This is a genomic window from Parasediminibacterium sp. HNIBRBA5674 (assembly GCF_056745525.1).
The window spans coordinates 1-15,555 of the sequence record NZ_JBQWIE010000023.1 but is presented as its reverse complement, the minus strand read 5'-3'; the positions used below and the strand labels follow the sequence as shown (position 1 = coordinate 15,555).

The window sequence follows — 15,555 nt, the reverse complement described above, 5'->3', positions numbered from 1 at the left end:
AACTAATCTAAAATAAATTATAACTCTAAAGATAAAGTCGGCTGATATGAACCAACACCAGCCCCAAAAGGTTTCAAAATCTTTTAGCCTACAACCTCACTCCCCCTTTAAATACACTTGTAATTCTTCTAACTTCTCTGGGCTTAGCTGCCTTAATTGTTCTTGCAGGTTAGGCAAGTTATCGGTGCGCTGTAGTTTCAGTAACTCGTGATTGGCAGGTAGGTTCTTGTGCTTGTGGTCAAACTTTAATAGGTCGTTTGGCGTACAGTTTAAGGCAGTGCACAAGGTTTCTATTTGGCTCCACTTAAGGCTAGCGCAAGTACCATTGGCTATGGCTACCGCCGTAGGCGCATGAAAGCCTAACTTTTGCAGCCAAGCTACAGGGTGCGGTATGTTTCTAGCGGCTATTAAACGCTGTGGGTAAAATTGTAATTGCTCGGCGGCACGGTTGCGGGTGGCTCTTGGCTGTCTCTTAGGCATACAAAAAAATTAACAATGTTTACAGATAACATAATAGATGGCTACGCCAATAACTTTAGGCCATCTACTTTTTCTTAGTTATTCAAATATAACCATTATTACTTTATTAGTAACAATAGTTAGCTAATAATTATTACTCAATACTATAAAATTAACAGTTGATACTTCATCATTATCAAATTGTATTTTACAAGTAACAAATTATACTTCACTTATAGCTTTACTTATTTAAATAATAATGTAAGCTAGTTAAATAATAATGCAAAAGGTAGTTGAGTATGTATGAATTTTTTACAAGCCTATGTAAAAGCAAAAGATGCTATTGCAATAGCTATAAACTAGTAAGTTAACCTAACTGATATGCTTGTAATTATCACTTTTATTTGTGTAAGGCAGTCAATGGCTATTTACAAAACTTCTTAGTTTAAATGTCGCCCAATTTTACTTATGTATAGCCACTATTAAAATAATGTTAATTTACAAATAAACTAATTACACCTTATTACATTATTTTTTACATTCACACAACTAAATTATATGCGTATGACAAACACACAAGAAAATTACATTGGTATGTTTTTAAGGGTAAAACTATGGTTTGCTAAGTATGCCACTGCCATAGCTGCCATACCCGATGCAGCCGCCATATTAACAAGGCTAGAGAACTTCATAACCGATATTTTTAACTATGCTGGCGAAGGTGGCGCCGATGAAAGTGGCATTACTGATAAAAAAGCTGCGGCTCGCCTATTACTCAATCAGCAAGCAATACTTGTGGCAGCAGGCGGTACAGCTTACGCAGTAAAAAATAAACTGCTAGAGCTAAAAAACAAGTTAGACTTTGCCGATACCGACTTTAACCGCAGCTCGGGCAAAACCGCCATAGCCAATGTAACATTGTTGCTAAATCATATTGATTCAGTAAAAGACAAACTAACCTCATTTGGTGTTACAGAAGCTGATGTTACTAGCCTGCAAAGTTTACTTACAGATTTTATAGAGCTAGAAGAAGCACCTACCACGGCGATTGACAACCGTAGCTTGCAAAACGAACAATTAGATGCCACTATTACCCTTACTAGAACCATGCTAAGTGAGGAACTAGATGTATACCTGAAACCACAGGGCATTAAAAACCCTACATTATATGCTGCCTACCAAGCTGCCCGCTTGCTAGACGCTACAGGCACACGTGTGGCGCCAGATGCAACTGTAACTGTGGCTGCAAATGGCTTAGCAGTGCTGTATAACAAACCTTATGAAGCAAATCGCTTATTTTATGTAACCAACGATGGCCCAGAAATAGTAGAAATAAGCATTAGCGAAACTGCTACTGCACCTGGTACTAAAGTAATAGTAATAGGCAAAGGCGATACCCGCCAACGTACTACTTATAACCTTGCTACTAGTGGTAATTATTTAGTGGCACGCAACCTTGGGGCTACAGCTACGCAAGTAAGGGTATGGGTTGAGGAATAATAGCATATCTGTAAACCAAAAATCCCTTGAAGATTGATAATGCTTCAAGGGATTTTTTTATGCGGCTATGGCATAGTAAAGAAGTAACCCCATTTAACCCATTAAATCTGTAACATTTGTGTACCAATAGTATCTACAATATTTTGTACTTTGCCCGTTTGATAATAGGTATATACAATGCAAGAGGTTTTACAACAACTAACCACGCTTTTAAGTAAAGAACAACAGTTTGTGGCGAGTAATGGGCAATTGCTGAAAAGTAGTGTTGTGGCTGCTGCTTTGCAACTACAACCACAGTTGTTGTCATTGTTGTTGTCTCAACCTGTCATGAGGCAATACTTCTTTCAGCAGGTGGCAGATGTGTGGGTATTCGACAAAGTAAAGTTTCAGCAATGCATTAGTAGCAAGGCTTTTTTACCAGATAGTTATACTGCATTTACCAATAAAATTGGATTGACTAATGACAATAATTTTATTAGTGCTAGCCAAGAAGTAGTATTAACATGGCCTTATAAAGATACTGTACTAGAAGGTGGGCAAAGTAAAGAGGATAGTAAAAAGAATGAAGTGTTTTGGCACGAAACATTGGCTGCAGATACCATTGATAGATTATTGCACCCAAAAGCATTTACTGGTTTTAAAAAGTACGATAGTAATGGTAAACATATACCTGAAAGCTTAAGTGCGCAAGACAATTTTATTATTCGTGGTAATAACCTAATGGCGCTGCATAGTTTGCTACCGGTTTATGGCAATGGCATTAAACTCATTTACATAGACCCACCTTACAATACAGGCAATGATAGCTTTTTATACAACGATAGTTTTAACCATAGTACATGGCTTACTTTTATGAAAAACAGATTAAGTATTGCTTGGCAATTATTAGCTACTGATGGTAGCATTTTTATACAAGTAGATGATACTGAATTTGCCTACCTAAAAGTGCTATGCGATGAAGTATTTGGCAGAGCCAATTTTAAAGAACACATTGTACTGAAGTCAAGCACAGAAAGTGGTGTAAATGCCATTAATGTAAAGCGTGGTGAACGCTTGTTTAAAGTAAAAGAGCACATTTTGTTTTATGCAAAATCGCCATCGTTTCGGTTTAAGCCTTTTTACACAAAAACCACTTTTAACACCAACTACAAGTACGAAGTAACACAAACAAATAACGGCTATACAATACAAGATATAAGCAAGCTAATTAGCGAACAATATTTACAGGGGAAAAAGAAACAAAGCCTTACTGATATTGAATTATACAGCATAGAACAAACGATAGAAACTTACGCATTGCAACATGCAGCACAAATATATTCGCTTGAAAAAAACATAAAAAAAGCAGGTGAAAAGTTTAAGGCATTTGCAACAGCCAATAAAACAAAAGGCATAGTAGAAGCATTTGTGAATAGTAACAAACAAACAGTTTTGGTGTACGATGGTGGCATGCTAGTACCACTGCAAGAACGCATTGTAATAGAAAATGGCAAACCTTATTTTGGTGTATTAGCATCAGACTTATGGGTTGATATTGGCACTACCGCTGCAAGTGAAGGTGGCATTAGTTTTAGTAATGGCAAAAAGCCAGAAAAGCTACTAAAACGCATTATAGAAATGGCAACTAATGTGGGCGACATTGTGCTTGATTATCACCTTGGTAGCGGTACTACAGCAGCAGTAGCACACAAACTTAATAGGCGTTATATAGGTATAGAACAGCTAGACTATGGCGAAAATGATAGTATAGTTAGGTTGCAACATGTTATAAGTGGCGATACTACAGGCATAAGCAAAGCTGTAAACTGGCTAGGTGGTCGCAGTTTTGTTTACTGTGAGTTACACAAGCTTAATGAACTATGGGCAGAGCAAATTTTAAATGCTACTGATAGTGATAGTCTACAAGTATTAACACAACAGATAATCAATAGCAACTTTGTAAATTTCCAAGTAGATAAAACAGCTATGATGCAATACCACCAAGCATTTTCTGACTTAAATATTGAAAGCAAAAAAAAGGTATTGCTTCAACTAATTGACCTGAATTATTTGTATTTGCCTTACACAGAAGTTGAAGATGTAGATTACCAATTATCGAAACAAGAGATTGTGTTGAACCATCAATTCTATTCACTTAAAATAAAGTAGTGTATGGCTAACTACACAATTGACAGGGCTTTTACTGACACAGTGCATCGCAATATTGCCTTACCCCAAATTTATACACCACTTAATTGGCAGCCATATTTATTAGACGCTACTAAGGCCAAAGAGATTGATATGTTTAAAGGCATTGATTATGTATTTACCCATGAAAATGAATTTAAAACCGTGCAAGAACGCTTTAGAGAACAGAAGTATCAGCAATACAGCGACTTTACTATTAGATATAGAAGAGACCAAAATCCTGTGGCCAATAGACATGCATCAGAATACTATAAAATAAAAGCCAATTACTTTGTTTATGGCATTATTAACGGTAATAAAGAACAAGTGGCACTTTGTACTGACTTTATAAAATATGCCGTGATAGATTTACAAAAAGTATATCAGCAAATTGATAATGGCAACATTGTGATAGCTAATAATGGTAAGCATTTTTGCCAAATAGAATCTGGCAAAATGATTTGCCCAATAAAGTATAATATCGATGGTTCCTCTAGCTTCTTCCCTATTGACATTCATTTGCTAGTAAAGCTTTGGGGCAATGATATGTTGCTAGCGCAAAAGGGATTTTTACCGCAGAACAAATGATTTAAATTTTCACAAGTAACCAATGCAAGCACTCAGCCATACATTAGATAGTTATTCACAAGTAGATACTGACTTTTATAGCAGTCTTATACTTGCTTGTGTGCTTGAAAATTTGCACCCAAAATATCTTATAAGACCATACCAATTAGAAGCCCTTGGGCGGTTTAATTTTTTAATAAACACGCAACAACCTAATCATTTATTGTACCACATGGCTACAGGTAGTGGTAAAACTTTAATAATGGCTGGCTTGATATTACAACTCTATCAACAAGGCTATCGTAACTTTTTGTTTTTTGTAAATAGCACCAATATTATTGATAAAACAAGAGATAATTTTCTGAACCCACAATCGTCTAAATACTTATTTGCGCAGCAAATAATCATCAATTATCAACAAGTCAACATCAAAGAAGTCAGCAACTTTGAAGCAGTTAACAATAATGAGATAAATATTATTTTCACCACCATACAAGGTCTACATAGCAACTTACAAACGCCTAGAGAAAATAGTATTACTTACGATGATTTTACCGACAAACCAATCGTGTTATTATCTGATGAAGCACACCACATTAATGCTGAAACCAAGAAAGACATTAGCATAAGTAAAGAAGAACAAGAAGGCCTGATAAGTTGGGAAAGAACAGTGCAAAACATTGCAACAGCAAATCAGAACAACCTACTTATTGAGTTTACTGCTACCGCAGATTTAAGCCATCCAAATATCGCTAAAAAGTATGCTGATAAACTCATTTACAATTATCCCTTGCATCAATTTAGGCAAGATGGTTATTCGAAAGAAGTAACCCTGTTACAAACTGATGCACCTGTTTTTGATATGGCACTACAAGCATTAATAGCAAGCGAATACAGGCAATTGTTATTTGAGCAACAACAGCAAGCTATTAAACCTGTGATACTGTTTAAATCAAAAACCATAGCTAGTAGCGAGGCCTACTATGAAACCTTTTGTAATCGTATACAGCAATTAACCATACAAGACCTTGCACAAATACAAAGCAAGCAAACACATGGCATTGTTAAAGATGCTTTTAACTTTTTTGCTGCGCAAAAAGTAAGCTTAGAAAATATTGTATTAATGCTACAGGCAGATTTTAGTGCAGATAAGTTATTGGTGGTAAATAGCAAAGATGATAGCGAGCAAAAGCAAATAGCAGTAAACACGCTAGAAGATGAAACAAACAAATACAGAGCCATTTTTGCAGTAGATAAATTAAATGAAGGCTGGGATGTTTTGAATTTGTTTGACATTGTAAGATTGTACGAAAGCGCTACAACCACCAATAAAAAAGCAGATAAAACAACAGTAAGCGAGGCACAGTTAATAGGCCGTGGCGCTAGATATTGCCCTTTTGCATTGCCTCAAAAAGCAATACATTTTGTAAGGCAATTTGATGCTGACGATAAACAACCATTGCGATGGTGCGAAACTCTTTTATACCACTGCACTTACAATCCTGCCTACATTACTGAATTACGTACAGCCCTTGTAGATATTGGTATCGTAGCAAATGAAAAGGTACTAAAAGAGGTGACAAAGCAAGTTGCAAAAAAGACTAAATCTTCAATTACAAAAGCTGAAGATTTACAAAAGATACTTAGCACAACAATTTTTGAAGCGGCAATAAGTACAGGCTTAGCAATACAACAATCTGCCTTTAAACTAGTACCAAAAGCAACTGCAACAACGGTTGTAGCACATTGCCATTTAAAAGATTTTGGCGAAGCCATTATACGAAAAGCCTTACAACAGTTGCCACAATATCAATTTCAAAAAATAAAGGCTCAGTTACCATTTTTAAATAGTATCAACAGCTTTATTAACGACTATTTAAACGACATACAAGTAGAAATTAAAAGTATAGAAACGAAAACTGCTAATCTTTCAGTAGTAGAAAAATTAGCAGTTTGTAGAAATGTTTTAGAAGAAGTTGGGAAGATTATTTACTAGAACTAGTTTTTGAATTTTCATCAATTATAAAAGTGATAGTTAGCTTTTTTATAGAAACAACCTTTATACCATTTTGTACTGCAGGCTGCCATTTAGGGCCTTTTGCAATCAAAGCAATAGCAGCATCAGCTGTACCAAAACCAGGGTCAGTCATTGCTTTAATATTACTTAAATTACCATCTTCATGTATTACAAAAGCTACTTCAACTGAATAGTTACCAGCTGGCGCATTTTTAGTTCTCGCCTCTTCAGGTATTTTCAGGTTGCGGTCTAAATATTTTTTCCAAGCCAAAACATCACCAGGAAATTCTGCAGATGTTTGTGCTTCGGTAAAAACTTTGTCATTATTTGGATCATCACTTTCTGTTAGCAATTCAATTTCAATTACCCCGTTTTTACCTGCTTCACCATATTTATCGGTAGCATTTTTGTCTTTTAGTATATTAACACTTTTAAAACTAGATACATGAATTTTTCCCATTTCAGCTTTAGTAACTTTCTTTCCAGCTACTACTATCAAAACACTATCTAGAACTGAATTCTTAGTTTTTATTGATACTGTATCATTTAGCAGCTTACTATTTAAAGCTGTTGACTTGCTTGTCAACGTAAGTACTTTATTACTATCGATAATTACTACCTTCTTCTTTGGCACAGTATCAACAACCAAATCACTTATACCCTTCTCTTTACTCACCAAATATGTCTCAATACCTTTTAAAATATTGGTTGACAATGTTTGTTGATAGTCAGATTTTGTTAATTTTTTGAGATCATTTGGCACATCCATATAGCCGCACTCAATAAGTGTTGAAGGGCAATTGGTTTCTTGTAATATCCAAATACCTACTTGTCTTGTTAAAATACCTTTATCTCTAGCATTTAAAGGTTGCAAACTATTTTGCAGGTAATTAGCAAAATCATAATTGGCTTGATAATTTTTGGCTTTTTGTTTATTCGCAATAATTATTTCAACGCCCTCCATTGGATTACCTTTCGCTCTACCATTTAAATCACTTGCTGAAGCTTTAGAATTACAATGCAAACTCACAAACAAATCTGCACCAAGTTTATTTACATAAGTAACTCGTTCTTGGGGTGACATAAATACATCGTTATCTCTAGTCAATACAATATTAATGTTGGCATTTGCATTTTGTGCTTTTACCAATTTGGCTATGCTTAGTGCAATATCTTTTTCAAAACTTTTGCCATCAATACTAGGTGCGCCTGCATCAGTACCACCGTGGCCAGCATCTATTACTACGGTGTAGGTTTTAGTCAATTTAGCGTTGATACCATCTACAGGTAAGTAATCAGCCGTGTTGGTAACATCAGCCACAGTACCTACCACATTTTCTAAAGCACTAGCTACAGATAAAGTAATTGGTTTGATTTCTTTTTTCCTAAACGCAAATAATAAGGTAACAGCAACTAGCAAAGGCAGTACCACTAGCCTTCTTGCATAAGAGAATCTTGGGTGTTTGTTGTTGGTAAGCATGGCGATTCTTCGTTTTATTGGTGAGTAAAAAAATGGATTGGCTAATGCAAAACGCTGTTGCGGATAAGCTGCTGCTAATAGCATGGTAGCAAGCGCTGCTGTATCGCCATTATCTATGGCTTTGTTATCTGCAATAAACTCGTGTATGGTTCCTAGTTCACGTTTTAGTAGCCAGAAAATAGGATTAGCCCAACCTATGATTAACACTATTTGTAGCAATAACTTATCTAAGCTGTGCTTTTCTCTTACATGCGTTAGTTCATGTTGTAGCATTTGCTTGCCAGCGGTAGTCGTTACATCAATATCAGTATGCCAAAAAATGAATTTAAAAAAGGAAAAAGGCGTACCATTTGCCTGCGTTAATACTAGATAAACATCGTCTAAATTTTTGCAAGAATTGGTCTTCAATAGCTTGTAAATTTTTACCATCGCAATCAACAACATGGTAAGTAATACAGCTGAAACAGCGATATACAGTGTAGCTACCAATGTTTCCCATGTAAACTGAAAGCCTTTATCAGCAACAGTTTTCTCAAATTCAGAATTGGTATCGGCTATTACAGAAAACAGTTGAATAGGCATAGAAACAGCCTCTTTGGGTTTGTTAATGTCTATTTTTACCAAAGGCATTAACCAAGGTAAAACGGCTACGCCTAATAGGTAAAAACGATTGTACTGGTGAAAGCGTTTGTTACGCAAGACCAATGCGTAATACAACATCATTAAGGCGCTACAAAGCGATACTTGCAGAAAATAGTAAGCAATTGACAGCATACAACTATTTTTTAGTTTTTTTAATTTCGTTTAAAAGCAACTCAAGTTCTTTCACACTTAGCTTTTGCTGTTGCACCATAAAAGATACCACATCACTAAAAGAACCTTCGAAATAGCTTTCTACCAAGGCGCCAATGCTATTGCTAGAATAATCTTGCTTTGATATCAAAGGATAATATTGGTGCATACGGCCAATCACATTAATACCAACAAAACCTTTATCAACCAATATTTTTAAAATAGTAGCTACCGTGTTGCTATGTGGTTTTGGTTCAGGTTGTGCGTCTACAATGTCTTTTAAAAAAGCAGATTCTAATTTCCAAATGCTTTGCATTATCTGCTCTTCTGCTTTGGTTAATGGCTTTATCATTATAACTATAAATTTAGTTGAACAAATGTAATAACTAATTTTTTAGTTTGCCAACTATTTTTTTAGTTTTAAGAAAAATATTTTTCTGAGTAACTTATTGGCAACAAAAAAGGCCCAAAACTGATGCCTTGAACCTTTTTGAAAATTGCGTTACAATTCGCTTAATAAAACAACTGCGATAAAATATTAGTAGGTGTATTAGTTGCAGGTTTTAGCCCTAGAAACTTGTTCATTTGGTTTTGCAGCAAAATGCCAGTAAGCTTTGTTTTTAAATTACTAAACAGTGTAGATTGCTTTTGTGCATAATCGGCTTTGTTGCTTTGTAACAAAGGCATTATTTGTGCTTTTGCAGCTAAAAAAGTATTGATAGCATTAGTAACTTTAGGTGTTTGTTCAGCAGTTAAACCAAGGCCTGGCGTTAGTTTGCTCATAATACCTGTGGTTAGTTTATTGGCATCTACACCGGCAGCACCAGCTACGGCTTTTGCTTTATCTAGCATACCGCCTATTTGCGCTTGCGCATTGATAGTAAATAACCCAATCACACAAGCAATCATCATTTTTTTCATACGTTTTTATTTTTAGTTTTTAGAATTTTGCCTGCCGATTTCGCAAATTAGTACTTATATTTTCTTAAAATCCTGCGTCTATCAGCGACATCAGCGAGAGATATATTATCACAACTTGAATAAGCTATCAACAAATTCGTGCTTATCAAACACTAGCAAATCATCTATCTTTTCACCCACACCTATAAACTTCACAGGTATTTTAAATTGATTGGCAATAGCCAATACCACACCACCTTTTGCGGTACCATCTAGTTTAGTAATGGTAAGCGAAGTAACATCAGTAGCTGCTGTAAATTGTTTCGCTTGTTCAATGGCATTTTGCCCTGTAGAACCATCTAGCACCAACATTACTTCGTTTGGTGCAGTAGGTAATACTTTTTTAATGACACGTTTTATCTTGGTCAACTCATCCATTAAATAAGCCTTATTGTGCAACCTACCAGCAGTATCTATTATTACAATATCGCTGCCTTTAGCTACAGCACTTGTTACGGTATCAAAAGCTACAGCACTAGGATCGCTACCCATAGCTTGCTTTACAATTGGCACTCCTACCCTTTCGCTCCAAATAGTCAATTGATCTACCGCTGCTGCTCTAAATGTATCGGCAGCACCAAGTATTACATTGTGACCAGCTTTTTTATAATTATGGGCTAGCTTACCAATGGTGGTGGTTTTCCCCACACCATTTACACCCACTACTAAAATCACGTAAGGTTTTTGCCCTTCAGGTATTTCAAAGTTTTTGTAGGATGTATTATCTGCATCTACCAAAACCGCTTCTATTTCTTGCTGTAAAAGCGTATTAAGTTCGCTAGTGCTTACATATTTATCTTTGGCTACTCTTGCTTCTACACGCTTAATAATGGCCAACGTGGTTTCAATACCAACATCTGCACCTACTAATGCTTCTTCCAAATTATCTAGCACTTCATCATCTATAGAAGCTTTACCAGCAATGGCTTTGGTTATTTTGGCAAAAAAACCTTCTTTGGTTTTCTGCAACCCTTCATCTAAGCTTTCTTTTTCTTTTTTGCCAAATAATTTATCGAAGAAGCCCATATAAACGTGTTTTTTTGAGATAAGATGTTGCGGACGAAAGTAATTAAAGTTTTAAGACTGCTGCTGTGGATTTCTAGATAGTTTATTAACGATAGCGTTTGTAATCATGTCTGCATGCACCCGAGAGTTTTCTATAAACCATTTATGTGTGTTCATGCCGCCACAAACCACACCTGCCAAGTACACATTTGGCTGATTTGTTTCCATAGTTTCAGAATTGTAAACTGGTTGTTTCATCTCATCATCACTAAGTGCCACACCTAAATTTTCAAGTACGGTAAAATTGGGTTGGTAGCCTGTCATAGCCATTACAAAATCATTTTCTACAGTCACTAAGCCTTCAGGTGTTTGTATGGTTACAGTTTGTTCAGTTATTTCAGTAATAGACGATTGAAAATAGGCTTTAATACTACCTTCTTTAATACGATTAATAATATCTGGCCTTGCCCAATATTTTACCCTTGTACCTATTTCTTCATCACGAATAACCATGGTTACATCTGCGCCTTTACGCCAAGTTTCCAATGCCACATCTACCGATGAATTATTAGCACCAACCACCAACACTTTTTGAAAAGCATAAAAATGCGGGTCTTTGTAGTAATGATTTACTTTAGGTAAATGCTCACCCGGTACATTTAATAATACAGGTATATCGTAAAAGCCAGTTGACACAATAATATTACTAACTTGATAAGTATTTTTTGAAGTAGTAATTGTAAAACTGCCATTGGGCAAACGTTCTGTACTAGTAACGGCTTCAAATAATTTTACATTCAGTTGATGCAACTGCGTTACACGTCTATAATATTCAAGTGCTTCTGCCCTTGTAGGTTTGGCATTCAAGCTCATAAAAGGCACATTACCTATTTCTAGTTTTTCTGGTGTAGAAAAAAAAGTCATGTTCAAAGGATAATTGTACAAGCTATTAGTTAAGCAGCCTTTTTCAAGAATCACGTAACTTAAGCCTGCTTGCTTGGCGGCAATACCACATGCTAAACCAATAGGCCCACCACCAATAATTGCTATATCAAATTGAGTCATTTTTATTTTAATTTTTCTCGCAGATTTCGCAGATTCACGCTGAAAACATTTTCACAGGGAATCTTAAAAATCTAATGCATTATCTCGCTAATATCTATTGTATCTATCTGCCTATGTGGTAACAGTTAAATCTTTAACAGTGCAATTTAGCCGCTATTCACAAGCTTTTTTTATCTTCATGTTAAAATTATGATTTGGTCAGGCATCAAACATAATTAATAAGGCATCTAGTCTTATTCGTGTACATCTTAAAACCACTATACCCCTTGACTGAACACGAACTTATTAAAGGTTGTGTAAATGACAATGCGACTTGTCAGCGATTACTCTTTGAGCAATACGCTGGTAAATTCATGTCTATATGTATGCGCTACGCAAATGATGCGATGGAGGCAGAAGATATGTTGCAGGAAGGTTTTATTCGCATATTCAAACACATGCATCAATTTAAGTTTGAAGGCTCTTTTGAAGGCTGGATGAGACGCATTGTTGTAAATGTGGCTTTAAAGCATTTGCAAAAAAAGCGTATTCATTTTGCAGAAATAAAAGACGATAGTAATAACGATCCACAACTACCATCGTATGCATATAGTAGTTTGGGGCAAGAAGAATTGATGAAGCTAATAAATAACTTGCCTCACGGTTATAGAATAGTATTTAATTTAAACGTTATAGAAGGTTATAGCCACGAAGAAATAGCTGATATGCTAGGTATTCAAGCAAGCACAAGCCGTAGCCAACTTGTAAAAGCAAGAAAAACGCTACAAAGCCAGATTTTACAATTAGAAAAAATTGCAGTGTAATGCAGAACGAAATAAATTTTGATGACTTTGTGAAGGACATGCTTCACAACCACAAAAGCCCCGTGCCTAATGGCCTGTGGGATAAAATTGTGGCCGAGAAAGAAACTAAAAAGCCCATTGTTTATTGGTGGACAGATAAGCGGTGGTATATGGTGGCTGCGGCCTGCCTCATACTGATTTGCGGTACTTGCTTCGTTATCAGCAACAAAAACAATTCAGAAGAGGTTGCCACGAAAAGCCAAGTACCAAGCAAGCAGCTAAACAATAACCCATCACAACCATCAAAAACAGAAACTATAGATAACAATACTACATTAAGCCAAAATAAAAGCCGTAATAACGATAACAATAATAATGCTGTTGCTAATGATGATGACAAAAGCGATGACAACAACAACACAACTAGTGTTGCTGTAAACAAAGAAGATAGAATTAAAAATAATATTTTCAAAGCGACACGTAATAAAAAGCGCAAAGCAAACACTCAAAACGATAATCAATTTGCTGACACCAAAAGACAGCAACAACAATTACCGTTTACACAAAACGATGGTGTAGCACAGGATAATTCTGATGAACTTGTAGCGAAATTTGCACAGGCAAATACCGTATCACTTTCTAAGTTATTTAGTTATAACACTAAAGACATCACATCATTAAAACTAAAAAATCAAAGCAACATTTTTGGCTTAGACTGCCCTAATTACAAACCTGCAACGTGGTATTTAGAAGCCTATGGTTCTGCAGATTATACCATGAAGAATGTATTTGCTTATGGTGTAAGTGACAATTATTTGCAACGCATAGATAGCACCACCAAAATGAATGGGGGCTTTACTTTCGGCCTTAGAGTAAGTAAAACGATTAATGATAATTTTTTAATTAAATCTGGCTTACAATACACACAACGCAACGAACAGTTTACCAGTAAATCAGACAGCATTATTACCACTACAAGTGTGGTTACTGTGCGAACCATTGTGCGTGGTGGTGGCCTTAGTGATACTACAGTAAGAGATACTGCTACGGTACAACAAATTGGTTACAGAAAACGCGTAACTAATAACCATTACAAAAGCCTAGAGATACCATTACTACTGAGTTATGAAAATGGTAACGATAAATGGCATTATGCTATTAACGGTGGTATTATCGCAAACCTTACATCATGGTATCAAGGCGAAACCTTAGATACATCGTTTCAATTAGTACCGTTAAGTGCTAAAAACAATAATGGCTTTTATAAGAGCAATTTAAACCTGAGTTTGTATGCTGGTGTAAGCATTATTCGCAACATTAGTGAGCGATTAGATGTTTTTGCCGAACCATATTTTAGATATGGCATTTCTAATACAAATACCTCTGTAGCTGGCTATAGCCAAAGGTTTAATGCTGCAGGTTTAACACTTGGTATAAGATTCAAACTAAACAGTAAAGGCAGCGGTGTAGGTAATTAAAGCATCATCAATGTAAAGCAAATAGTTAAGAAGCTTTTCAAAAAGTGATAATTACAATGCTTGCAAAAAAGTAGTAAAAAATGAAACAATTTTTCAAACATATCTTAATAATACTTGCGGCTACAACGGCTTTTAGCGCATGCAACAAAGCCATTTCAGACGAATTTGTTTCTTACGCAAATAACCAATTGAACGATACTGTATGGGCTAATACAGGCTACAATGCAACCACACTCAATAAAATCATTTTCCCAGAAATAACCAGAAGCACACCTATTGTAGACAGCTTTGATTGCTTATCAGAAAGCAAATTATCTTCTGGCGATAGTTTACAAATTACCTTTCCTGCCAATAGCTGTACCAATGCAAATGGCAGCCCAATTACAAGCAATAACAGTAAAATAAAAGTAGAAATTACGTTATTAAAAAAGAAGGGTGATTTTGTAAAATATGCTGTACCAACAACCAATATCTTCTCGTTACTAGAAGCAAGTAACTACTGTGATATTAGATTAACAAAAGATGGGCAAGAGGTAAATGTAGCACCTAACAGCCAAGTAAAAATTAGAATTAAAGACAGCGCTGCTAGTAGTAATATGAAGTTTTTTGCTGGCAATGCTGTCAAATATTTTAAGGATAGCGTATTTGCATGGTCACCATCAAATGATGGCAAAGCGGACCTTTGGAGAGACAACAGCAACGGTAGCGGCAGCAGAATTTTAGGTTATGAATTTACAACCAACAGAATTAGATGGTTTGGCGCTGCTAGCTATGCAGATAGTAACCTCGCAAAAACTAAACTGAACGTTACATTATCTCCAAATTTCACCAACAAAAACACAATTGTTTTTGCAGTACTAAAAAATAGCAAAACAATTGTCAGTTTACTTGTTGATGCTGATAGTAAAACGTTTTTTACTCATAACATTCCTGTAAATACAGAGTTTACGCTTGTTGCGACTTCAAAAATTAATGGTGATTATTATTTTGATAGTAGAGTAATTAAAAATGCCAATGCGAATCCTATAAGTTTTTATCCAGTAAAGAAAACACTTGCCTTTATGCTTGAGTTTATTGATAAACTTTAATTAAAGCATAACTGCATTTATACGTATCAGATGAAAATAAAACAGGGCATTCAAATTAATTTGAATGCCCTGTTAATATTAACTATTGCTAAGAGGGAAAGCTTATTTTATTGCTGCCTTTCTTTCTTTCAATTTTTTAGCCCCGTAACCAACACCTGCGGCTACTAGTAAGCTTAGGCCGCCATCTATGGGTACA

At 35.6% G+C, this 15,555-nt stretch carries 14 protein-coding genes; 7 read left to right on the top strand and 7 right to left on the bottom strand.

Annotation, left to right across the window (positions count from 1 at the left end):
• Positions 1-96: 96 nt before the first annotated feature.
• The gene (locus tag ACT9TX_RS12020) at positions 97-480 is read right to left on the bottom strand and encodes a helix-turn-helix domain-containing protein (protein WP_481338540.1); all 384 of its coding nucleotides are present in this window, start codon (positions 478-480) and stop codon (positions 97-99) included.
• Positions 481-1,023: 543 nt separating this feature from the next.
• Here ACT9TX_RS12020 and ACT9TX_RS12015 point away from each other — a divergent pair.
• The 4 genes from ACT9TX_RS12015 (at position 1,024) to ACT9TX_RS12000 (ending at position 6,688) form a co-directional block, all read left to right on the top strand.
• Complete coding sequence (locus ACT9TX_RS12015) at positions 1,024-1,959, top strand: hypothetical protein (RefSeq protein ID WP_481338539.1); 936 nt, start codon at positions 1,024-1,026, stop codon at positions 1,957-1,959.
• A gap of 177 nt (positions 1,960-2,136) precedes the next feature.
• Entirely contained in the window at positions 2,137-4,107 is a 1,971-nt protein-coding gene (locus ACT9TX_RS12010; protein ID WP_481338538.1) for a DNA methyltransferase, read from the top strand.
• Between the two features lie 3 nt (positions 4,108-4,110).
• The gene (locus ACT9TX_RS12005; RefSeq protein WP_481338537.1) at positions 4,111-4,713 is read left to right on the top strand and encodes a hypothetical protein; all 603 of its coding nucleotides are present in this window, start codon (positions 4,111-4,113) and stop codon (positions 4,711-4,713) included.
• Between the two features lie 22 nt (positions 4,714-4,735).
• Positions 4,736-6,688 (top strand): DEAD/DEAH box helicase family protein, encoded by a 1,953-nt coding sequence (locus ACT9TX_RS12000; RefSeq protein ID WP_481338536.1) that lies wholly within the window; start codon positions 4,736-4,738, stop codon positions 6,686-6,688.
• Here the strand turns inward: ACT9TX_RS12000 and ACT9TX_RS11995 are convergent.
• The 5 genes from ACT9TX_RS11995 to ACT9TX_RS11975 form a co-directional block, all read right to left on the bottom strand.
• Positions 6,678-8,963 (bottom strand): N-acetylmuramoyl-L-alanine amidase, encoded by a 2,286-nt coding sequence (locus tag ACT9TX_RS11995; protein ID WP_481338535.1) that lies wholly within the window; start codon positions 8,961-8,963, stop codon positions 6,678-6,680. The genes ACT9TX_RS12000 and ACT9TX_RS11995 overlap by 11 nt on opposite strands.
• 4 nt (positions 8,964-8,967) lie before the next feature.
• The gene (locus tag ACT9TX_RS11990; RefSeq protein ID WP_481338534.1) at positions 8,968-9,333 is read right to left on the bottom strand and encodes a BlaI/MecI/CopY family transcriptional regulator; all 366 of its coding nucleotides are present in this window, start codon (positions 9,331-9,333) and stop codon (positions 8,968-8,970) included.
• A gap of 161 nt (positions 9,334-9,494) precedes the next feature.
• Positions 9,495-9,902, bottom strand: a complete 408-nt coding sequence (locus ACT9TX_RS11985) for a hypothetical protein (protein ID WP_481338533.1) — start codon at positions 9,900-9,902, stop codon at positions 9,495-9,497.
• Between the two features lie 108 nt (positions 9,903-10,010).
• Positions 10,011-10,967: a signal recognition particle-docking protein FtsY gene (gene ftsY / locus ACT9TX_RS11980; RefSeq protein WP_481338532.1), complete on the bottom strand. Its 957-nt coding sequence runs from the start codon at positions 10,965-10,967 to the stop codon at positions 10,011-10,013.
• Between the two features lie 51 nt (positions 10,968-11,018).
• The gene (locus ACT9TX_RS11975; protein WP_481338531.1) at positions 11,019-12,011 is read right to left on the bottom strand and encodes a YpdA family putative bacillithiol disulfide reductase; all 993 of its coding nucleotides are present in this window, start codon (positions 12,009-12,011) and stop codon (positions 11,019-11,021) included.
• A 266-nt stretch (positions 12,012-12,277) separates the two neighbouring features.
• Here ACT9TX_RS11975 and ACT9TX_RS11970 point away from each other — a divergent pair, with 266 nt between their 5' ends.
• From ACT9TX_RS11970 to ACT9TX_RS11960, 3 genes are all read left to right on the top strand, one after another.
• The gene (locus tag ACT9TX_RS11970) at positions 12,278-12,814 is read left to right on the top strand and encodes an RNA polymerase sigma factor (RefSeq protein WP_481338530.1); all 537 of its coding nucleotides are present in this window, start codon (positions 12,278-12,280) and stop codon (positions 12,812-12,814) included.
• On the top strand, positions 12,814-14,271 hold the full coding sequence (locus ACT9TX_RS11965; protein ID WP_481338529.1) for a hypothetical protein: 1,458 nt from the start codon (positions 12,814-12,816) through the stop codon (positions 14,269-14,271). Before ACT9TX_RS11970 ends, ACT9TX_RS11965 begins: the two co-directional genes overlap by 1 nt.
• Positions 14,272-14,351: 80 nt before the next feature.
• On the top strand, positions 14,352-15,359 hold the full coding sequence (locus tag ACT9TX_RS11960) for a hypothetical protein (protein ID WP_481338528.1): 1,008 nt from the start codon (positions 14,352-14,354) through the stop codon (positions 15,357-15,359).
• Between the two features lie 102 nt (positions 15,360-15,461).
• Here the strand turns inward: ACT9TX_RS11960 and ACT9TX_RS11955 are convergent, their stop codons facing one another.
• Positions 15,462-15,548: a PID-CTERM protein-sorting domain-containing protein gene (locus tag ACT9TX_RS11955; protein WP_481338585.1), complete on the bottom strand. Its 87-nt coding sequence runs from the start codon at positions 15,546-15,548 to the stop codon at positions 15,462-15,464.
• Between the last annotated feature and the right edge of the window lie 7 nt (positions 15,549-15,555).